17 protein-coding genes are annotated in these 21,337 nt (G+C 70.9%); 4 read left to right on the plus strand and 13 right to left on the minus strand.

What is annotated here, in order from left to right:
- Window positions 1–8: 8 nt before the first annotated feature.
- The 3 genes from RAMLITH_RS15970 to RAMLITH_RS15980 all read left to right on the plus strand — a co-directional run bounded on the left by RAMLITH_RS15970 (window position 9) and on the right by RAMLITH_RS15980 (window position 2,472).
- Complete coding sequence (locus RAMLITH_RS15970) at window positions 9–404, plus strand: cytochrome C oxidase subunit IV family protein (protein WP_168108425.1); 396 nt, start codon at window positions 9–11, stop codon at window positions 402–404.
- A 9-nt stretch (window positions 405–413) separates the two neighbouring features.
- Window positions 414–929, plus strand: a complete 516-nt coding sequence (locus RAMLITH_RS15975) for a DUF1269 domain-containing protein (protein WP_168108426.1) — start codon at window positions 414–416, stop codon at window positions 927–929.
- Window positions 930–1,491: 562 nt separating this feature from the next.
- The gene (locus RAMLITH_RS15980) at window positions 1,492–2,472 is read left to right on the plus strand and encodes an AfsR/SARP family transcriptional regulator (RefSeq protein WP_168108427.1); all 981 of its coding nucleotides are present in this window, start codon (window positions 1,492–1,494) and stop codon (window positions 2,470–2,472) included.
- A gap of 126 nt (window positions 2,473–2,598) precedes the next feature.
- Here the strand turns inward: RAMLITH_RS15980 and RAMLITH_RS15985 are convergent, their stop codons facing one another.
- From RAMLITH_RS15985 to RAMLITH_RS16045, 13 genes are all read right to left on the minus strand, one after another.
- On the minus strand, window positions 2,599–3,954 hold the full coding sequence (locus RAMLITH_RS15985) for a hypothetical protein (protein WP_168108428.1): 1,356 nt from the start codon (window positions 3,952–3,954) through the stop codon (window positions 2,599–2,601).
- The gene (locus RAMLITH_RS15990) at window positions 3,926–4,882 is read right to left on the minus strand and encodes a hypothetical protein (protein ID WP_168108429.1); all 957 of its coding nucleotides are present in this window, start codon (window positions 4,880–4,882) and stop codon (window positions 3,926–3,928) included. Before RAMLITH_RS15990 ends, RAMLITH_RS15985 begins: the two co-directional genes overlap by 29 nt.
- 10 nt (window positions 4,883–4,892) lie before the next feature.
- A complete protein-coding gene (locus RAMLITH_RS15995) occupies window positions 4,893–6,155 on the minus strand; it encodes a hypothetical protein (RefSeq protein WP_168108430.1) in 1,263 nt (420 codons plus the stop codon).
- Between the two features lie 28 nt (window positions 6,156–6,183).
- Window positions 6,184–7,482 carry a hypothetical protein gene (locus RAMLITH_RS16000; RefSeq protein ID WP_168108431.1) on the minus strand — a complete coding sequence of 433 codons (1,299 nt, stop codon included), beginning with the start codon at window positions 7,480–7,482 and terminating at the stop codon, window positions 6,184–6,186.
- Window positions 7,483–7,524: 42 nt separating this feature from the next.
- The gene (locus RAMLITH_RS16005; RefSeq protein WP_168108432.1) at window positions 7,525–8,574 is read right to left on the minus strand and encodes a hypothetical protein; all 1,050 of its coding nucleotides are present in this window, start codon (window positions 8,572–8,574) and stop codon (window positions 7,525–7,527) included.
- Between the two features lie 33 nt (window positions 8,575–8,607).
- Window positions 8,608–10,470 (minus strand): hypothetical protein, encoded by a 1,863-nt coding sequence (locus RAMLITH_RS16010; RefSeq protein ID WP_168108433.1) that lies wholly within the window; start codon window positions 10,468–10,470, stop codon window positions 8,608–8,610.
- Window positions 10,471–10,676: 206 nt separating this feature from the next.
- Window positions 10,677–12,116, minus strand: a complete 1,440-nt coding sequence (locus tag RAMLITH_RS25800; RefSeq protein WP_202883275.1) for a S8 family serine peptidase — start codon at window positions 12,114–12,116, stop codon at window positions 10,677–10,679.
- The gene (locus tag RAMLITH_RS25550) at window positions 12,113–13,060 is read right to left on the minus strand and encodes a hypothetical protein (RefSeq protein ID WP_202883276.1); all 948 of its coding nucleotides are present in this window, start codon (window positions 13,058–13,060) and stop codon (window positions 12,113–12,115) included. Before RAMLITH_RS25550 ends, RAMLITH_RS25800 begins: the two co-directional genes overlap by 4 nt.
- Window positions 13,057–13,317 (minus strand): hypothetical protein, encoded by a 261-nt coding sequence (locus tag RAMLITH_RS16025; protein ID WP_168108434.1) that lies wholly within the window; start codon window positions 13,315–13,317, stop codon window positions 13,057–13,059. Before RAMLITH_RS16025 ends, RAMLITH_RS25550 begins: the two co-directional genes overlap by 4 nt.
- Complete coding sequence (locus tag RAMLITH_RS16030; protein ID WP_168108435.1) at window positions 13,317–14,348, minus strand: hypothetical protein; 1,032 nt, start codon at window positions 14,346–14,348, stop codon at window positions 13,317–13,319. Before RAMLITH_RS16030 ends, RAMLITH_RS16025 begins: the two co-directional genes overlap by 1 nt.
- A gap of 24 nt (window positions 14,349–14,372) precedes the next feature.
- Complete coding sequence (locus RAMLITH_RS16035; RefSeq protein ID WP_168108436.1) at window positions 14,373–17,177, minus strand: trypsin-like peptidase domain-containing protein; 2,805 nt, start codon at window positions 17,175–17,177, stop codon at window positions 14,373–14,375.
- A 64-nt stretch (window positions 17,178–17,241) separates the two neighbouring features.
- Complete coding sequence (locus RAMLITH_RS16040; protein ID WP_168108437.1) at window positions 17,242–17,556, minus strand: hypothetical protein; 315 nt, start codon at window positions 17,554–17,556, stop codon at window positions 17,242–17,244.
- Window positions 17,557–18,976: 1,420 nt separating this feature from the next.
- Entirely contained in the window at window positions 18,977–19,939 is a 963-nt protein-coding gene (locus RAMLITH_RS16045; protein WP_168108438.1) for an NAD(P)-dependent oxidoreductase, read from the minus strand.
- A 106-nt stretch (window positions 19,940–20,045) separates the two neighbouring features.
- Here RAMLITH_RS16045 and galU point away from each other — a divergent pair, with 106 nt between their 5' ends.
- Entirely contained in the window at window positions 20,046–20,933 is an 888-nt protein-coding gene (gene galU, locus RAMLITH_RS16050; protein ID WP_168108439.1) for a UTP--glucose-1-phosphate uridylyltransferase GalU, read from the plus strand.
- The last annotated feature ends 404 nt before the right edge of the window (window positions 20,934–21,337 follow it).

Below are 21,337 nucleotides of genomic sequence, written 5' to 3' on the forward strand. Positions count from 1 at the left end.
GGCCGCACATGGAGCACACCGAGCACGCACCTGCCCCGCCCGCGGGGGAACGCCGGTCCGCCGACGTCCATGGCCAGCAGCATCCGCTGGGGGTCTACTTCAAAATATGGGGCCTGCTGTTCGTGCTCAGCGCGGCCTCCTACGCCGTCGACTATTTCCAGTTGCAGGGCCTGCTGCGATGGTCGCTGATCATCGTGTTCATGCTGCTGAAGGCTGGCCTCATCGTCGCCGTCTTCATGCACATGATGTGGGAGCGGCTCGCCCTGGTCTACGCCATCCTGGTGCCGCCGCTGCTGCTGGTCACGCTGGTCGGCATCGGGGCGTTGGAGGCCGACTACACCTTCCTCACGCGCGGCACCTTCTTCGCGCCCGCGGGCGAGCAGGCGGCGACCCCTGCCCGGTAGAGCCAGGCGATGCGCACGCGCGTCTACTGGCTGCTGCCCGACCTGGCGAGCGCGCGGGCGACCATGGAAGACCTCATCGGCTCGCGCGTCGAACGCCGCCACCTGCATTTCTTCGGCCGCAGCGACTGCGACCTGTCGGACCTGCATGCCGCCAACGTGCTGCAGACTTCCGACGTCATCTGCTCGGCCGAGGCCGGACTGGCCGTGGGCGCCGCGGTCGGCGGCCTGCTCGGGTCGGTGGCGGCGGTGAGCTATCCCGGCGCCGGGGAGCCGCCCCAGTGGAGCCTGATCCCCCTGCTGGTGCTGGTGGGGGCCCTGTTCGATGCCTGGACCTCCAGCATGATCGGCATCTCCGCTCCCAACCGGCGGCTGCGGCGGTTCGCGGCCGCCATCGAGCAGGGCAGCATCCTGCTGGCGGTCGACGTGCCGGCGGCGCGGGTCGCGGAACTCGAAGCGCGCCTGCAGGCGCTGCACCCGGAGGCACGTCTCGCGTGGAGCGAACCGGGCAAGCCGTCCTTCCTGTAGGGAAGCTCTGAACAAATCGCGTCGCGCGCGCTCGAGGCAAGAACGGGATGATTTGTGCGCCAACGTTTCGCAGCCGGTGCTGGACGCACCGGCCAGGAACTTGGTGCGCAAAGCGCCCGTTGTTGCCCGAGCCCTTCGGGACGGCGCTTTTCCGGGCGACCTGCCGCGTTGCCAGACCAGGCAAGCCGTCCAGGCTTGCCTTGGGTCCGGCGCCTTGCATCTCATCCCGGAAAAGCACCGTCGCGCACGGCGGGATTTGTTCAGAGCTTCCCTAGCGCCGTTACGACGTGTAGCGGTCATCCGCGCGATGTCGAGCAGCCCGCCCTTGTCCGGGCGCGCCCGGCCGCAACCGGACCGCCCGCGCGGCGACACCGCCGGTTACCGGACCTGTGATAGTTGACAGGGGACCGGCTGTGCCTCGCGGCAGTACAAGTGCGGTTCGCGCGGCTCGGCAACGGCCGGATCCGGCAGGACCGGCCACCGACTGCGCCGATGGCGCCGCACGGCCCCGCTCTGGCCGGCGGGGGACGGCCGGGAGAGCACAACTCATCGGGGAGCCGCCATGTTGTACCTCTACCTGTTCGGCCACCTGTCCGTCGCCCGGTGCGACCGGCCTCAACCGTGGCCGGCCGTCGATCTCGAGGGGCGGCCCGGCAGCTTGCTGGCCTACCTGGCGCTGGCGCGCGGACGCTTCTTCGCGCGCAGCGAGCTGCTGGCCGCGCTGTGGTCCGGGCAGAACGACACCGGCAGCCTGCACTCGTTCAACACGGCGCTCTGGCGGCTGCGCAAGGCGCTCGCCGGACCGCCGCTGGAGCAGACCGACGTGGTGGTCTGCGACCGGCGCGGCGCGGTAGGCCTGCGGCCCGACGCGCGGCTGCGGCTGGACGTCGACGAGTTCTCGGCGCTGGTGAATCCGGTGCTGCGGAAGTCCCTGGAGGAGCTCGACGCAGCGGACGTGGAATGCCTGCGGCGCGGCGCCGGCCTGTACCGCGACGACGTGCTCGCCGGCTTCACCGACGACTGGGCGCTGCGCGCGCGCGAACTGCACCGGCGCACGCTGCTGAACGCCCTCGGGCGGCTGATGCAGGTGAGCACGCTGGCGCAGGACTGGGCGGGCGCGATCCGCTTCGCGCAGGAGATCCTCGACCGCGACACCTTGCGCGAGGACGTGCACCGCGAACTGATGCGCCTGTTCGTCCTGAACGGCCAGCGCGCCATGGCGCTGCGGCAGTTCGAGCTGTGCCGCGCGACGCTGCGCAAGGAACTCGCGATCGAGCCGATGCGCGAAACGATCGCGGCCTACCAGCGCATCGCCGACGGCGCCATCCGACGCGGCGGCGACATCCCGCCGGCGCCAGCCCCGCTCGCGCCCGTGCCGTGGTTCCCGCCATCGCCGGTGCGCGCGTCACCCGGCAGCGACGGCGCCTTGACCCTGGAGGAGCTCGTCAGCCGCGCCCACTGGTACGTGGCGCAGGCCGATGCGCGGCTGAAGCGCGGGCCCTCGGCGGCGGCCGCGGAGGAGCCGGGAACCGGACCGACGTAGAGGCTCCTTCCCCCGCGCGGGAGGGTTGCCGAAAGGAACTCCCTCCCCCGCTGGGGGAGGGTTGGGGTGGGGGCCGTGCGTGCCCTCACCCCCGCCCTCTCCCAGGGGGAGAAGGAGGAAAACCCGTCAGGGTGCCGGTGTCGGTGCCGGTGTCGGGGCCGGCGTCGGGGCCGGCGTCGGGGCCGGCGTCGGGGCGGCCGTCGGCGCCGGCGTCGGATTGCTGCCCGGCTGCGGCACGCGCAGCGGCTCGGCGGACATCGCCGGCGGCGTCACCGAGCGCACGCTGCCGTCGACCCCGGCCCGGCGCGCTTCCTCCGCCGTCCGCGCCCCGGCGATGCGCTCGTTCATCGCGCGGCCGGCCGCCAGCTCCGCTTCGTGGTCGGGATTCAGGCTGGCATTGCGCACGCGGTCCGCCTGCGCCTGCGCGGCCAGCCGGTTCAGCGGAATCGCATCGGTATGGAAGTGCAGTTCCACCGACGAATTGAGGTCGGCGCTGGTGTTGATCTCCTCGGTGGTCTGCTGCCGGTTGGTGCTGACGAACGAGATCGTGTTCTCCACCTCGGCGCTCACGCCCCAGGGGCCGGCGCCGAAACTGCCGCCGGCGCGGATGCGGTTCTGGATGCTCGACTGGTTGGCGCGGTCCTGCGCGGCGGCGCTGCGGGTGTCGATGTGGAAGCGCATCGCCGCGTTGATCTTCCCGGCGTCGATGACGATGCGCTGCATCCCCATCTGGACCATGGTCGCCAGCATCTGCTGGCGCTGGCGGGCGAGCTGCCGGCGTGCCAGCGGCACCAGCGCTTCCGGATTGCTGGCGTTGAATTCCTGTCCCGGCTGCACGCCCAGCGCCGCGCGCAAGGCTTCCTCGGGCGGCATGCCGGCGCCGGCCACCAGGCGCAGCCGCGGCGGCTCGACGTCCTCGGGATCGGGCGGCGGGTCGCCGGGCTCCGGCGGCTCGGGCAGGTCCATCTCGAACTTGTCCGGGAAGTGGTCGACCAGCCAGGCGCGCACCTGCAGTTCGCTGGTTTGTGTCTGCTCGAAACCGCCGGCGGTGCTGGACACGGCGTTGAGCAGTTGCAGGTACTGCTGCATCTGCGCCTGGCTCGAATCGTTCATCGCGCGGAACACACCGTTGAGCAGGTCCGTGACGAAGCGCGGAAACGAGATCGCCTGCAGCGTGTCGCGCGTGATCTGGCCGATGCGGCGCGCCGATTCGCCGAACTCAGGCTGCTCGGCCAGCGTGCGCGACAGCGGCGGGGCCGCATCGATCTGGGCCTGTGCTTCCTGCTCCTGCGCGATGCAGTCGGCCGCCAGCTGGCCCACCCGCACCATCGCCTGCGCCAGGTCGCGGCGCTCGGTCGCGCCCATGTCCTTGTAGCTGCGCGTGCCGCGCAGCACGTCGCGCACCGCAGTTCGCAGCCAGGGCGGCGGAGGGTGGGTGGCCGTGGTCCGCTGGTCAGGCAGCGGCGACGCCAAGGCGGTCATGGTCGTGGCCCGGCTCGGCAGCGCCCGGTTCGGTGTTGGACAGCCACCGCTGCGCGTGGGCCATCAACGTCTGCAACTGCGCCGCCTGCGGGTCGATCGCGAACCCCTGCGCCGCGGCCGTCGCCAGCCAGCGCAGCACGGCGGCGCCGGCCTGGGCCCGCTCGGCCAGGCGGCGGGCGCGCTGCCCTTGCCGGCCGCCGGCGCGCTCGCTCAGCTCGATCAAGGCGTAGAAATCGCGCACGGCGAACGCCGTCTGCAGCGCGCGCGGCGACAAGAGGGCGACGGCGGCGCGGGTCTGCGCCAGCAGGTCGGCGGCGGCCGCGGCGGGCGCACCCTCCAGGCGGGCGGCGCCCAGGTCCAGCAGGGCGGCCGCGGCCACCTGCAGCCCCACTTCCTCGCGGACGTCGCGCTGGCCGGCGTTGTCGGCCAGCGCCACCAGCGCCGTGCACAGGCGCCGCAGCGCCGGCTCGAAATCGCGCGGATCGAACACGAGGCCCAGCAGGTGGGCGCGCTCCGGCGCCGTCAGGCGCTGGCGCCGCGCTCGCCAGTAGTCCTGCAGCGCCTGGCCGCGATCGGGCAGCGGCACCTGGATCGCCCCGCTGGCCCACAGGCCGGCCACCGTCTCCGCGGCCTGCAGCAGCCCGGCCTGGTCCAGCCCCCACACCCAGTAGAGCGTCGGCAGCACGGCCAGCGTCCCGGCATGGCGCGGCGGCGCCGCCGGCGCCGGCAGGTCGATGTCGCCCAGCGACGCCAGCGCCAGCGTGAGGATCTCCGGCGTCCAGTCCTGCGCCTCGGCCAGCGCCGACGCGAGTGCCTGCGCCTCCCCGGATGGCGCCTGCGACAGCTCGCCAGGCACCTGCGATGCCGCCGGCGCGGCGTCGGCGTCGGCGGGCGCGGCGTCCAGCGGAACGAGCACGGCGGCGTCCATGGGTCGGCCCTCAGGCGGTCACCCGCGCCGCTGCCGGCGCCGGCGCGGCGGCGGCACCCGCGGCCGGGCGCGGCGGATTCGGATCGAACGGCGTCGCGTTGCCCTGGATCGAGGCGATCATGCCGGGCGAGGCCAGCTTCTCCATCGGGAAGTAGTCGCTCTTGAAATTCACGCGCACCTCGCCGCTCAGCCTGGCTTTCAGTTCGGCCTTGGATTCGCTGGTCTCGTCCACCGACGACTGAACGGTCGTGACGTGGCTCTGCTGGTTGGTGTTCACCGTCGCGGCGCCACCCCAGGGCATCACGAAGCCGCCACCGGTGGTGTTGGTGTTGCTGCTGGCCTGCCGGTCGTACAGCGACGCCCGGGCGCGGCGCTGGGCCTGGTCGCTGGCGCGGAAGTCGAACATCACCTTGGCGTTGATCAGGCCGTCGGTCACCACGATCCGGTTGATGCCCAGCAGCACCATCGACGACAGCATCTGCTGGCGCATGCGCGCCATCTGCAGCCGCGCGGCGCCCACCAGCCGCGCCTCCTGTTCGGGATCGGCGAGGTCGGTGACCGGTTTGAGCAGCTGCTGCTCCTCGTTGATGCGGCGCAGGGCCGCATCCTGGTCCTCGCCACGCACGGCCAGCCGCGGGCCCGCCGCCGCCTCCTCGTCTTCACCGCCGGTCTCGATGGTGAGGAGGTCCGGGTACCTCTCGGCCAGCCAGTCGCGCGCGTTGTTCATGCTGATGTTGTCCTGCGCGAACTGGTCCACCGTCTGCGCCACCGCCTTCAGCAGCTTGCCGTAGGCCTCCATCTGCTGCATGGAGGCGGTGACGATCGCCTGGAACACGTTCTGGATCAGGCCGCCGACGAACGCCGGAAAGTCCACCGCCCCCACCAGGTTCTTGAACTCCTGCGTGCCTTGCTGCAGCGCGCCGGCCTTGAAGTCGGCGCCGGCGAAGGTGCCGAGCTTGGCCGATGCCTTGTTCTTCGCGTCGTCCACGCCGGCCAGAGCCTGCGCCACCGGCTCGCCCGGGCCGGCGCCGCCGCCCAGGTCTTTCGCCAGCTGCGGATTGGCGAACTCCTCGCGCGCCAGCCCGTGCGGGTTGGCCATGTAGGCCGCCACCCGCACCATGGTCTGCGCGATGTCGCGCTGCTGCGCCGCCGACAGGCCGGCGAAACCGGGCGACTGCTCCAGCAGCGCGCGTACCGGCCGGCGCACGGCGTCCAGCGTCGCATCGTCCGGTGCCGGCGGCGCTGCGCCGACGAGCGTGGCGGCGGGTGCCATGATGGTGCTCCGGTGGGCCGCGCGCGTCTCAGGCAGCCGGGGTCGTGGCAGGCGCCGCCGCGGGCGCCGCGGCGGCCGGAGCGGCGGCGGGCCGCTGCGGCCGGCCGGCCATGGTCTTGACCATGCCGGGCTGCGCGTTCATCTGGATCGCGGCGATGTTCTCCGGCGTGGCCATCTTCTCCAGCGGCAGGTAGTCGCTCTTGAAGTTGACTTCCACGTTGCCGAGCAGCGAGGCCTTGGTCTGCAGCGACGAGTCGTCCGCCAGGCGCGAGCTGCTCATCGCGGTGATGACCGGCTTCTCGGAGTACTTGTACGTGCCCTTGCTGTAGTAGCCGGCGCTGTCGCTCGAGACCGAGCCGTCCTTGTCCCGGGTGTAGCTGCCGCCCTTCGAGCCGCTCTCGTACTCGCCTTCGTAGCCGCGGGTCTTCTGCAGGTTGCCGTACGCGTCCTTGGCGTAGTCGAACTGCGACGCGCTCGCCTGGTAGCGCCGGTTGTCCTTGGCCTGGAAATCGAACATCACCTTGGCCTGGATCTTCCCGTCGGTCACCACGATGCGGTTGATGCCCATCATCACCATGGTCGCGAGCAGTTGCTGGCGGCCGGTGGCGATCTGCGTGCGCGCCGCCGGCACCAGCAGCGCCTCCACCAGTTCGTCGTCGAGCTTCGTGACCGGCTTGTCCAGCGGCAGCGAAGCGTTGACGCGCGCCACCGCCTGGCGCTCGTCCACGCCTTCGCGCAAGGCCACGCGCGGGCTCGCGGGCGCGGAGGAGTCGCCGAAGCTGGCGAACGGATCGTCGCCCGGCATCTGCAGCTCGAAGAGGTCGGGGAACTGCTCCACCAGGTGGTCGCGTCCCTGGTTGGCCGTCGTGTTGTCGTCGCGGAACTGGTTGAGGCTCTTGGACACGTCGGCCACCAGCTTGCCGTAGGCCTCCATCTGCTCGATCGAGCTCTTCACGATCGAATGGAACACGCCTTCGATCAGGCCGCTCACGAAGGCGGGGAAGTTCACGCCTTCGATCAGCGCCACCGCCTGCTCGACGCCGGTCCGCACGGCCTGGCCGAACTTGGGCTGGTCGCCGACCTTCGTGGAACCCGAGTCGGCCTGCGCGAGCGACAGCACGTCGGGGCTCATGTGTTTCGCCGGCACCCGCATCCCCGGCTCGGCCAGGAAGGAGCCGACCTGCACCAGGTCGTGCGCCAGCGCCTTGCGGCTGGCCTCCGGCATCCGGGCATAGGCCTCGCTGCTTTCGAGCAGGGTGCGGACCGTGTCGCGCGCGGCCTGCAGGGTCTCCGCGCTGACCGGTGGCTTGGTTGCGGTGGCCGACATCGTGCTCTCCTTGGGCTTTACGGGACTGGGGACCGCGGGTCGCTACGCCGCCTTGCGCTCCTGCAGCGTGTCGCGCAGCTCGAACTCGATCGGCCGCACGTACAGGCTGATGCGCGCGCTGGACTTCGGCGTCACGCGCACCGACAGCACCGAGAAGTTGCCGCCCTCCTGCGCGTCCTCGACGCCGAAGGCGCCCAGCCAGCGCTCCAGCGCGCCGAGCTGGCGCGGCCGCTCGGCCAGCCCCAGGCGCAGCAGGTCGAGGAAGCGCACCGGCAGGTCCGGCAGCGCCGCCAGCAGCACTTCGAGCTTGAGCTCGACGCCGCTCTGCGTCTCGCGCAGGCCGATCAGCACCGCGCCCTGCGGCAACTCGAAGCGCCCGCCCAGCGCCACGCCGACGGTGCGCATCAGGCTGGGCAACTGGTGGCCGATGCCCAGGTGGTTCATCAGCGGCCCCAGGCTGTTCAAGGCGAGCGGCCCGCGGTGCATGAAGGTGACGCGCTGGCTCCCGGTGTCGCGCTTGCAGCCGATGGAGGTGAAGATCGGCGCCAGCCGCGGCATCACTTCCATGGCTTCCCGCGTCAGGCGCGCCAGCGACGGCGCCAGCGCCTCGATCTGCTGCGGCGCCAGCTCGTAGTAGATCTTGGTCGCGTACAGGCCGTCCTCGTCGAACGCGCTGCCGAACCAGGCGCCGTAGTTCATCCAGCCCATGCCGGAGAAGCCGCGCCACGCCTCGCTGCGGGCGTCGAACCAGCGCAGCGAGTCGCGGCCGAACGCGGGCCCGACCAGCCGGCGCATCTCGCGCGTGGCTTCGTCGCGCCGCGCCATCGGCGAGGCGTCCGGGCCCAGCGGCTCGATCGTGAAGCGCAGCGCCTGCGGTTCGGTCTCGGAAAACGAAGGCTCGTAGGCCACCGCCCCCGGCGCCAGGTGGTTGTAGGCGTAGCGGATGTCGTCGTCGGGCCGGGCGAAGCTGCGCCGGATCAGCCCGTCCAGGTAGGGGACCGGGTCCCTCACCCCCAGCGCCCGCGATGCGTTGTGCAGGGAATGCAGGACGTGCTCGGCCATCGGCGTGGCGCTGCGGTCGGCATCAGGCATGGTGGTTCTCCGTTGGGGTGGGGACGGCCTCCGTCACGCCGGCAGGCTGATGCCGGCCGAATCGAGCGCGTCGCGCGCGAACTGCGGCATGCCGATGGGCCGCGCCGAGGTGATCGGCGCCTCGATCGGCTGGGCGTACTGCTCCACGCTCTGCCCCTGCACCCCGCCGACCGCCAGCCACTGCTCGCAGGCGTTCACCAGGTCCCAGTCGGTCGGATCGATCGTGGGCTTGTGGTTGGACTCGACGCGGAACATCTGCGGGTCGACGATCTGGTCGATCAACAGCACGGGTCCGGCGATGTTGGTGAGCGCCTGGACGTGGTTGGCCAGCCAGCGGATGATGATGGCGCCGTTGCGCGACTGCGTGCGGAAGCGGTGCGTGTTGCGCGCGCCGCCCAGGTAGTTGGCGTTGACCAGGTCGATCACCTGCCACATGTCGCGCGCGCCGAACACGTTGCGCAGGTCGGGATTGGTCAGCACCGTCTTGAAGTCCAGGATGGACTGCTGCATCTCGATGGCCGCGTTGTAGGCGATGCCGTAGCCGTTGCGCGAGAGGTTGGCGGCCAGGTCGCGTCCGGCCTTGCGCACCTGCTCCTGCGACACGGCCACCGGCACGTTGCTGCGCAGCATGCGGTCGACGCTGAGCTGCCGGGAGAAGCTGGAAACCGCGGACAGGAAGCGCAGCCACAGCTCGTTGAAGTCGCGATTGGGTTCGCCCATGTTGGGGTTGCCGCCCGGCGCGCCGAAGCAGCGGAAGTACAGGTCGCGCCGTTCGCCCTCGGTCATGCGTTCCCCGGCCTTCTGGTAGTAGTGGTAGAGGAAGTCGCTGACGTAGCCGCGGCCGAGCGGCAGCATGCCCTGCCGGAACAGGTCGACGATGCGCTCGACCACCTGGAACATGCGCATCTCCTCCAGCTGGTAGGTGAAGTAGATGGCCTGCACCGCCTGCAGGTTCTCGGGGTCGATGTCGACGCCGCTCTCCACTTCCAGGTCGGGCAGGTCGATCTCGATGGAGGACGGCGGCGCGCCGTCGATGGCGCCCGTGAGGCGGCTGAAAGCCGTGTCGATCCGGCTGGCCAGCCAGGGGTCGTTGGGCGTGATCTTCTCGGTCGCCAGCCGCCGCACCACCTGCGCGACGGTGCGCGCGGAGATCGCGCGCACGAGTTCGTCGGCGCCGGGCACCTGCTTCCTGGTCTCGTCCACGCGGTCGTCGATGGAGTGGTCCGGCTCGATGCAGCCGATGACCGACTTGCTCACCGTGCCGTTGTCGATCTGGCTTTGCAGGGTCACCTCCGAGCGCTGCTTGGCGCGCTCGTAGGCGGCGTCGAACAGCGCGAGGTGCTGCCGGTACTCGCCCTGCCGCTCGGCGATCCTGGTGGTGAACTTGTCGTGCGCGGGATCGGCGAGGTTGTCCAGCTGCAGCAGCCCGCAGACCATCGCGATCTCGCGTTCGTTGACGCCCAGGTCCGCCGTCATCGACGTGCGCTGCGAGCCGAACAGGCCGTACTTCAGCACGTACTCGGGATCGGATCCGGCCGACAGTTCCTTCCAGGTCTTGCGCGCCACCTCGGCGGCGACGGCCTTGTAGAAGTCGTCGACCGGGTTGTCGGAGTTGAGCCTGGCCAGCAGTTCGGCGAGCCGCGCCGTCTGGTCGATGCTCAGCGCACCGCGGGCGGTTTCGGGCAGCTCCCTCTGAAGCTCCTGCCCCAGCTGCTCCGGCGTGATCCCGGGCTTCTCCCTGGTGATGCGCTTCACTTCCTTGAGGATCACGTCGAGCTGCGCGGACTGGCCCGACACCCGTCGGCTTTGGGTCTGCAGCTCGTCGATGCGGTTCTTCAGGCGCGTGCGCGCCTGCATTTCACGTTCAGCGAGATCGATCAAGAGAATGCGGCTCATGGCACGGGCTCCTTCGGAGGTGGACTTGGCAAAGGCGGAAAACGCGGCGGGCGGGACCGTTGGAATGGCCGGCCCCGCGGGAGCGCGGGCAACGACCGGGATCGGGGCCTGCACCTGGGGCGTCCCGGAGGCCGGGAGACGCCGGCGGGGCGCCGGGGGCGGTGGGGTTCTGGGGCTCTTGGCCATGGCGTTCTCCTTCGTCGGCGCTACGGGGCCTTGACCGGATCGCCGTCGCCGGCGTCTTCTTCGTCGTCCATGCTGGCTTCCAGGGCGCGCAGCGCGGCCCACACGTCCAGCACGCCGGCGCCGCAACCGGTGGTGTCGGCGCGCCGGTGGGGCTGGCAGCTGGCCGCCAGCAGCGTTCGCGCGTCATGGCTGTTCAGCGGCCAGGCGCGGGCGTTGGCGCGCGCGGCCAGCAAGGCGCAGGCGGCGCTGACGAACGGCGCGGCGAAACTGGTGCCGTTGGCGCGCTGCAGCCCGGCCCCCGCGCCGTCGAGGCCGCAGGTCCAGATGCCTTCGCCCGGCGCGCACAACGCCACGTGGTCGCCGCGCGTCGAAAAGCGCGAGGGCTCGCCGCGGGCGTTGACGGCGCCGACGGCGATCACGCCGTCGTGCGCCGCCGGGAAGTAGCGCTCGGCGAGGCCCGAATTGCCGCTGGCGGCCACCAGGATCACGCCGCGCGCCAGCGCGTAGCGCACCACCTCCAGGTGCGGCAGCGCGCCGCCCGGGGGCAACTGCCCTTCCGCCGTGCCGAAGCTCATGTTGATGACTTTCACCCCCAGGTCGACCAGGCGCTTCATCCCGGCGTCGATGTTGGCGATGGAGCCAACCCCGACGCGGCGCTCGCCCGACATCGCGGCGGCCAGCACGCGCACCGGCAAGAGGCTGCATTGGCCGGCGGCGCCGGGCGGCAGTTCCAGCCCGTCGGCGCGCAGGATGCCCGCGCAGCCGGTGCCGTGGCCGACGTCGTCACCGGGGTCTTCGTCGCGCTGCCGGCTGTCGCCGACCAGTCCCAGGCCGCCGACCGAAGCCGGATCGAGGTCCACGGTGTCGAACCCGCGCCGCACAGCCGCCTCCGGCAAGGCCAGGTGCTGCGCCATCACGCCGGTGTCGACCAGCCCGACGATCACCGCCGGGTCGCCTTGCGTGTACCCCAGCGCCTGCGGCAGGCGGATCAGTTCGCGCGCCTGCCACGCCTCCTGCGCGTCGTACTCCCGCGCGGCCTGCGCCTGCGCGAGCGACCCGAAGTTCTGCGCGTCGAGCGGCGCGAAGCTGAGGTGCTCGCACAGCGCAGCCTCCACCGTCGGCACCTGCTGCAGCGCCTGCAGCAGGTCCGCGAGCCCGTCGTCCTGCTGCACTTCGATGCGCAGCACCCGGCCCACGCCGCTCAACTGCTCGACGTCGTCGAAGCGCCGGGCGCCCGGCACCGCCGTGCTGCGCGGCAGGCGCGCGCTGTGCACCCGCGCGCAGCGGAAGTCGCCGCCGTGGCGGTGCAGCAGCCGGTCGACGATGCCGCCGTCGATGCGTTCGGCCGGCGCCACGCCATAGCGCGTGGTGGCACGCCAGGCCGGCATGTCGTCGGGCACTTCGCCCAGGTGCAGCGTCACCAGCAGGCGCCGCGGGACGCGTGGCACGGTGGCGTTCACGGCGACTCCTCGCTGGCCGCCTGCCAGGCGCCCACGCTGCCGTCCTCGAGGCGGACCGACGCCAGCTGGCCGTCGCCGAAATCCAGCTCGGCCACGCTGCCCAGTTGATGCGCGAGCGGCTGCAGCACCAGCGTCTGGTCGACCGCCTGCACCACCGGCACCGGCAGGCCGCGGGCGCGGATCGTCGGGAGGCGGCCGGCCTTGAGCAGCGGCGCTTCCAGATGCACCCGGGCCGGCTGCGGCAGCGGACCGGCCTTGACCGGGCCGACCGCGACGTCGGCCTTGGGGACGACGCGCGGCGGGATGACGGACGGGGCGACCGGCGGCGCGCCGGTCGGCGTCGCTCGCGGCGGCGGCGTGAACGGCGCCACGGCGACGGGCGGCGACGGCGGCGCGTCGCGCTCGACCTTCGTGACGCGCGGCGCGCTCGCCGCCAGCATCGCCTGCTGCAGCCGGTTGACCGGCATGCGCGCCAGCCGCGCGACCACGTCGGCGCCGGCTGCCCGCCGCAGTTCGTTCAACTGCACGATCGAGCGCACGCCGATGCGCTCCAGGCTGCGCTGGTCCTGCTCGCTGATCTGCTGGCCGAGCGCCTCGCGCAGCGAGAACTTCGGGTCCTCGGCCTGGAAGCTCATGGCGTTCTCCTCGATCATCGGCTTGGTGATCGTGGTCAGCGCCAGCTTGATGCTGCTCGCCCCGCTGTCGCCGGGACCGGCCGGCCGCACGTACACGTCGTCGTCGACCAGCTGCACGAAGGCACGCAGTTCCAGCGACACGTCCTTCACCGCGAACGTCATCGGCAGCTTGCCGACCCGCGCCTTCAGCGCCATGCTGGCCTGCGCCTTGTCCAGCTGCTCGGTCAGCGCCTGGATCAGCACGTCGAACGGCACACCCGCGTTCTGCAGCAGCGGCGGCAGGGCTTGCGCCGTGGCAGTGGTGGTCATGCGCCCTCCCCCTGGCCGGCCGGCGTCGCCGCCAGCGTGAACTGGAGCCGGTTGGGTTCCTCGTTCCAGCTGGCGTCGGCCAGGTTGCGCGGCACGTCGGCCAGCAGCGTGCAGCCGCCCCCGCGCAGCACCAGCGCCATGTCCAGCGGCAGGTCCACTTCGACGGCGCTCACGCGCATGCCGGCGCGGGCGGCGGCCGCCAGCGGCGCCACGCTGTCCTGCAGCTCGGCGACGACTTCATGCAGTTCGCGCAGCATCAGCGTGCTCCCGGCGTGGCCACGGGTGCGGGCAAGGCGGGCGCGGCCGCGACCGGCGCCGTGGCACCGCGCACCGCGTGCCGCTGGATCAGGTTGCGCTGCACCGGATCGGTCAGCTTGTCCAGCGGCAGCGTCTCGGAAACGAAGTTCAGCTTCACCTCGCCGAACAGGTCGGCGCGCAGGTCGGTGCTGCTCTGGGCGTTGACGCTCACCGTCTGCACCAGGGTCTGCACGCCGGCGTAGGCGTTGTTGCCGCGTGTGCCCCAGTTGCTCGCGCCGCCGGCGCTGCCGTCGGGGCTTTGCGCGTACTGCACGTTCGAGGCGTCCTTGGCGGCGGCGCGGAACATCACTTTCGCGCTCACCGACCCATCCTTCACCGCCACGCGGTTCAGGCCCAGCGTGACCATGGTCGACAGCAGTTGCAGCCGCTCGGAGCCGACCTTGTTGCGCACCTGCGGCAGCACCTGCTGCTCCAGGATTTCGGCCGTCAGCTCCTGTCCCTCCAGCCCGTATTCGGCGAGCCACGCCGGACTCGCGCCTTCGGTCCTGGGCGCCAGTTGCGCGCCCACGGCCACTTCGTCGGTGCCGCGCGGCAGCAGCAGGGCCACGTCGCCCGGATGGCGCTGTGCCAGCCAGTCGCGCGCCTGGTCGGGCGTCACGTTGCGTTCGGTGAACTGCTCGGTCGTCATGGCCACGGCGGCCAGCAGGTCGGCGTAGCTCTCCATCTGCCGGATCGACGCGTCGACGATGGCGTCGAAGGTGCCGTGCACCAGTTGCGCCACGAAGCCGGGGAAGTCGACCTCGTTCACCAGCGCGCCGGTGCGCGCGGCCAAGGTCTCGGTGGCCGGCGCCGCCTTGGTCGGGACGGGCGCGGCCGGCGCGCTTGCCGCCGGCTGCGTAGCCGCCGCCGGACGCGCGCCGCCCGGCAGTCCGGGCAGCATCCCCGGCAGGCCGGCAAGCGCCTGCACCGGTGCGTCGGCGTCGGCAAAGCCGATGTGCGCCGGCGGCGGGCGGGATGGGCGGGCGTCCATGGCGGGGCGTGCTCGACGTGGGGCCTACAGGAAGGTGTTCTGCGTCCAGTCGCCGGCCAGGTTGTAGCTGCCGTTGGCGAACAGGTGCACCTCGCGATAGGCCAGCCGGTCCGAGCCCACCACCGCATGGAAACGGTAGTCGAAGCGGATCCGCAGCGCCGCGAAGCTCGGGTTGTTGCGCGGGTAGACGATGTTGTCGTCCATGATCTGCGCCTTGACGTGCAGGCCCCAGCCCACCGCGTCGTTGGTGCCGACGTTGGAGATCTGAACGTTGCCCAGCGACTTGCCGTTGTACTGCCACGCGATCTCGAAGCCGGCGCTGATCTCGTCGACCAGGCCGACGTCGAACTTGGGCCAGCCGACCAGCCGGATGACCGGGCCGTCGTTGAACGCCGGCACGGGGTCGGGCGCCTGGTCGTTCGGGTGCTTGAGGCCGCGCAGCTGGTCCAGCTCCCAGGTGATGTCGCCGACGTTGTTCATGACGCGCGTCATCGTCGCGCCCAGGATGGTCGTGGCGATCGGCACCACCACCGGCGCGGCCTGCGCTTCGGACACCGGCTGCTGCACCTGCGGCGGCGGCGCCGGCATGGGCCGTGCGTCCGCCACGGCCGGCTGGGCCGCGGGCGCGGCCCTCGTCTGCTCCTCGGCGGCGGCCTGCGCGGCGGCCACCGGTTCGACCGCCGGCTCGGCCAGCGCGGCCGGCTCCGCGTCGTCGACGCTGAGCGTGAACGGCGCGCCGAGCGCGTCGGCCAGGCCGAGCTGGATGCCCAGCGGCACGTCCTCGGCCTTCAGGTGGCCGACGTAGGCCAGGTTGCTGCGCGCGATCTGCACCACCTGGCTGGGCGTGCTCTGGCCCGGCCGGCCGGTGGCCAGCGGCACGCCGGCCCGCTCGAAGCTCTCGAGCACCAGCTCGGAGCAGTACACGGCGCCGGCCTGTCCCACCTCCACGCCGAGGCGCCGGCCGATCGCGTCGACGACGGCCGCCGGCAGCGGATTGAGCAGGCGATAGCCCTGGTAGGCGACGCCCGCGTAGTTGTACGGATTGCCCACCCGCGTGCGGGCGTAGGCCACCAGCACCGTGGCGCGTGCGGCGTCCAGCTGCGGATGGCGATAGGCCACCGCCAGGATCGCGTCGTCGATCGCCGCGGCCAGCGTCGTCTCGCGCACGCCGGAGCCGACGGCTTCGATCACGCGGCCGTCGCCCACGTACAGCATCACGTGGCTGACCGGCGACAAGGTGCCGAGGCGGATCGCGCGCGAGACGAACTGGCGCGTGGTGGAGACGATGATGTCGCCGGCCTGCAGCGCGCTGGTACCGATGGAGCGCCCGCCCACGCCGGGATCGAGGGGGATCGCCAGCGCGTCGGCCAGCTCGGCGTCCTCGACTTCCATCGCGTTCGACTGGCCCCACTCGGCGGCGCGGGCGCGGATCCAGGCGATCTTGGCGTCCGTCAGGCGGCAGCCCCGGTTGGTGACGTCGTCGGCGCCGGCCACGTGCACGCCCACCAGGTGGGCCCGCGGGTTCGCGCCGCCCTCGATCCAGTACACCGGCGAGCCGCTGGCCCCGGGCAGCGTCTGGATGTCGTAGGTGAAGGTCTCGTCGTCCACCGTGCGCACGGCGCCGGCATGCAGGTGCTGCTTGCGCGTGTCGATGGTGCGAGAGACCAGCCGGCTGACGATGTCGCTCTGGCGCGAGCGCACCGAATAGCCGCACACCGCCACGCCCTCTCGCCGCGACTCGCGCAGCTCCTCCAGCAGGTTGAACCAGCGGCCGCCCGGCGCCGCGGTGGTGGTCTTCACGATGGCCAGGTCGAAATTTCGGCTGCCCGTCGTGTAGCGCTCGTGGGCCCGCCAGTTGCTGCTGGCCACCGTGAAGCGCCCGAACGGCTCGTGCGTGGCGTCGATGCCCTGGCCGTTCTTGCCCGGCACGAACACCAGGTTGCGCTTGCCGGCCACCACGTGGGCGGCGGTGAGCAGCAGGTTGCGGCCGATGTAGAAGGCCGTGCCGTGTTCCTGCTCCGGCCCGGCGGCCGGGTCGAACACCTGGCAGATGGCCGAGTGCGGGAACGACCGCGTGCTGGGCACGCCGGCGAACCACTGCACGCTTTCGGCGAAGAAGCGCAGCTGCTCGGCCAGGCCGTCGTGGTAGTCCTTCAGCAGCAGGTCCAGCGCGCCGGCGACCGGCGGCGGCTCGGGTTCCGGGAAGGCGCCGAAGCCGTCGTCGTAGGTGTCGCCGGCGGCCACCGCAACCGGCGCGACCTGCGCCGGCGCGGCCGGGCTGGCGGCGGGTTGGGTGCGGATGGGGGCGGGCGTTCCCGGCGCGGCCGGCGCCGCGGCCGGCGTGGCCGGGCTGGCGCCCGCATCACGCACGGCATCGCCACCCCAGTCCAGGCTGGGATCGCGGCCGTTGACCTGGCCGTACGACGAGACGATCTGCGGTGACAGCGAGCGGCGCAATCCGCGTTCGGTGAGCTGGCGCATGCTCACGTACATCGAGCCGTCGCTGGGCGCCTGCACGAAGTCGGGCGCGCCGCGCGAGTTCTCGCGGTAGGTCGCCAGGCCGAAGTACAGGCGGGGCTGGCCCACGAAGTTGCCGAGCACGTCCGGCGGCACCAGGTACACCGCTTCGCCGCGGCGGGCGCGCGTGACGCCGTGGGCGCGGCTGGAGAAGAAGTTGCTGCGGGCGCGGCGGCCGCGGTTCTCGGGCTTGAACAGGTTCGGGTCGGTGGCCACCGCCACTTCGAACAAGGGGCTTTCCGTGCGCACGGTGAAGCCGAGCACGCTGAAACGATCGTCGATGGTGTCGCGGTTGGCCTGGATGCGGGGCATGGCGCTCTCCTGATGTTGACGAGTGCGGCGGTGGGTGCGGTTTGCTGCTGGCGTGGCGGCCGGGTCAGCGGCCGTGGCGTTGCGCCTTGCGGGCAGCCGCGGGCGGTGCGGCCGCGATGTCGGGACAGGCCTGCAGCGGGGCGGCGACCAGGTCGTCCATGCGTTCCCAGAAGCGGTTGGGCTCCTCGATGCCCAGCGCGACGAGATGCGGTCTCATGAAGGCAATCACGGCATCCAGCTCCGTAAAGAAAACCCGTTGGCCGGTGGACACATGCTCGATCGACCCGCGCCAGGCGCGCACCGCGCCCGGCACTTCGCCACCGCTTTCGCACCAGACCCGCACGATGAATGCGGCGCTTCGGTCTTCCAGCAACGCCATGGGAGTTCCGGTGTGCAGGGTCGGGTGGGTCTTTGCGAGCTCGAGGCCAGTCTCGCGCCCGCCGATCACCGGCCGGTCACATCCGGATCACGTGGCCATCACCGAGGTGGAAGCGGGATGGGAAGGTCGAGCAGGCGCGGTCGAGTTTGTTGCTCGCGACTGCCGCTGCGACGAGGTCGAGTCATCGGGGTCGGATCACGATTCGCGCGTGGTGCTGCCGGAGCGGGAGGGCTTGCACGAATCGTGCTCTGACCCCGATGACGGGGGGGAAGAAGACCTTCATCCTCCGGCTACAACGCAATCGGGGTCAGAGCGGAATTTCGTCCACCACCGAGCCCTCCGGCCACACCATCGTCATGAATTCCGATCTGACCCCGATTGCTCGCGGCTGCCGTTGGCGCCGAGGTCGAGTCATCGGGGTCGGATCACGATTCGCGCGTGGTGCTGCCGGAGCGGGAGGGCTTGCACGAATCGTGCTCTGACCCCGATGACGGGCGGGGGAGGGGGAAGAAGACCTTCATCCTCCGGCCAGAACGCAATCGGGGTCAGAGCGGAATTTCGACCACCATCGCGCCCTCCGGCCACACCATCGTCCTGCGATCTGACCCCGATTGCTCGCGGCTGCCGCTGCGACGAGGTCGAGTCATCGGGGTCGGATCACGATTCGCGCGCGGTGCTGCCGAAGCGGGAGGGCTTGCACGAATCGTGCTCTGATCCCGATGACGGGCGGGGGGAAGAAGACCTCCATCCTCCGGCCAGAACGCAATCGGGGTCAGAGCGGAATTTCGTCCACCACCGAGCGCTCCGGCAACACCATCGTCCTGAATTCCGATCTGACCCCGATTGCTCGCGGCTGCCGCTGCGACGAGGTCGAGTCATCGGGGTCGGATCACGATTCGCGCGTGGTGCCACCGGAGCGGGAGGGCTTGCACGAATCGTGCTCTGACCCCGCATGACGGGGCGGGAAGAAGACCTTCATCCTCCGGCCAGAACGCAATCGGGGTCAGAGCGGAATTTCGACCACCAGCGCGCCCTCCGGCCACACCATCGTCCTGAATTCCGATCTGACCCCGATTGCTTGGCGATTGCTCGCGGCTGCCGCTGCGACGAGGTCGAGTCATCGGGGTCGGATCACGATTCGCGCGTGGTGCCACCGGAGCGGGAGGGCTTGCACGAATCGTGCTCTGACCCCGATGACGTGCGGGGGGAAGAAGACCTTCATCCTCCGGCTACAACGCAATCGGGGTCAGAGCGGAATTTCGTCCACCACCGAGCGCTCCGGTAGCACCATCGTCATGAATTCCGATCTGACCCCGATTGCCTGGCGATCGCGTCCTGAATTCCGATCCGACCCCGATTGCTCGGCGCTGCGGCACCCTCACCCTAACCCTCTCCCAGAGGGAGAGGGAACCAGACAGGTCTACAGCGGCGCCGGCGCGCTCAGGATCTGGTCGAAGGCCGTGCTGCGCGGCATGGTCAGCGTCTCGTGGATCCGGTGCGCCACGTACCAGCTGGCGCGCAGGCGCGCCTGGTGCGTGTGCGCGCCCAGGCGCGGCGTGAGGTACAGGTTCTCCACGTCGTGCAGCGGCGAGCCCCTGGCAGCGAAGCCCTCCTCGCCACCATCGAGCATGCAGGCTTCGATGCGCCCGTCCTGCAGCGCCTCGGACAGCGCCTGCGCCTCGAACAGCGACGACCGCGTCGTGCCCACCCACACCTGCCCCGGCTTGCAGTGGGCGAGCAGCTTCTCGTCGATCATCCCGCGGTAGCGCGACGCGTACAGCACGGTGACGCACACCGCGTCGGCAGTGGCCACCACCTCGCGCGCGGTGACCGGGCGCACCTTCAGCCGCTCCCAGATCGGCGCCGTGTGATGCACGGCCGGGTCGTAGCCGATCATCCTGACGCCCAGCGCCGCGAGCATCCCGGTCAGGACGTGCGCGCTGGGCGCCAGCCCCAGGATGCCGACGACGCTGCCATGCAACTCCTGCCCGATCAGCGGCGGCGCGTGGCGCTCGCCCGCGAACGACAGGCCGATGCCCTGCCGCAGCAACAGCAGCAGCGCACCCAGCAGGTATTCGGCGTTGGAGCGCACGCTGGCCGTGGACGGATGGATCACGCGCACCCGGCGGTCGCGGCAGGCCTCCAGGTCGGTGTTGTCGGTGGCCACGTGCAGCCTGGCCACCGCATCCAGCAGCGGCGCGAAGTCGAGGAACTCGCGGTTGACCGGCAGCTTGCGCGGCAGCACCAGCGCGCGCACGTTGTAGATCGCCTTGCGCAAGGCACTGGGGTCCTTGGCGAGCTCGGGCCGGTATTCGACCGAGTGGCGCTCGGCCAGCCAGTCCTGTGCTTCGGGCGCCAGGTCGTCGACGAGTAAGATTTCCAAGGCTGAATGCGTCCTTGTCTGACAAGATGAGGCGGCATTTGCCCGGATAGTGACGCAGCCGCCCCGACGAAGGGCAAAACTCTAGCGCCAAACCACGAGCGAGTCGATGACGAAAACCCCCAGGATTCAAAAGGCAGTCTTTCCGGTGGCCGGGCTGGGCACCCGCTTTCTCCCCGCGACCAAGGCCATCGCCAAGGAAATGCTGCCGGTGGTGGACAAGCCCCTGATGCAGTACGCCGTCGAGGAAGCCTACGACGCCGGCATCCGCCACATGATCTTCGTCACCGGCCGCAGCAAGCGCGCGATCGAGGACCATTTCGACACCTCGTACGAGCTGGAACACGAGCTCGAGGCGGCCGGCAAGAACGACCTGCTGCAGCTGATTCGCTCGGTGATGCCCGAAGACATGGTCTGCTCCTACGTGCGCCAGCCGCGCGCGCTGGGCCTGGGCCACGCCGTGCTGTGCGCCCAGCCGCTGGTGGGCAACGAGCCGTTCGCCGTCCTTCTGCCCGACGACCTGATGTGCGGACCCGAGGGCGGTTCCAACGTGCTGGCGCAGATGGTGGACGTGTTCCAGGACTTCCCCACCTCGCTGGTGGCGGTGCAGGAGGTGCCGGTGGAACACGTCAAGCGTTATGGCATCGTGGCCGGCGCGCAAGTGGGCGATCGCATCATCAAGGTCGACCGGATGGTGGAAAAGCCCAGCCCCGAGAACGCGCCTTCACGCATGGGCGTGTCGGGCCGCTACATCCTGACGCCGGCGGTGTTCGAGGAGATCCGCAACAACCCGCGCGGCGCCGGCGGCGAGATCCAGCTTACCGATGGCATCGCCAAGCTGATGGCCACGGAAGGCGTGCACGCGTACCAGTACCAGGGCAAGCGCTACGACTGCGGCAGCAAGCAGGGCTTCCTGGAGGCGACGGTGGATTTCGCGCTGAAGCACGAGGAAGTGGGCGCTGCGTTTCGCGAGTTTCTGAAGAAGACGGTGGGCTGAGGGGCCTGCCCTCACCCTAGCCCTCTCCCGGAGGGAAAGGGAACTCTCAAACGCCCTCTCCCCTCTGGGGAGAGCGAAGCGAGGGGCCGGGCGGGGGTGAGGGGCAAGCCCGTCATCGGGGTCAGAGCACGATTTCGTACGAGACCGCGCGCTCCGGTGGGACCTTCGTCCTGAATCGTGATCTGACCCCTGCCCTCACCCTAACCCTCTCCCAGAGGGAGAGGGAACTCTTCACTCCCTCTCCCCTCCGGGGAGAGGGTGGGGGTGAGGGGCAAACCTAACGAGGCTGTGCAAAAACCGCCTTCGCGGCCGCAGCGAAGTGGGCGATTGGATCGAACAGGAATTGCATCGCGGTCATGCTCGCTCGGGGCGCCGATTTGATCTCCAGCCGATTCTGGCAGCCT

The organism is Ramlibacter lithotrophicus, assembly GCF_012184415.1.
Lineage (GTDB): Bacteria > Pseudomonadota > Gammaproteobacteria > Burkholderiales > Burkholderiaceae_C > Ramlibacter > Ramlibacter lithotrophicus.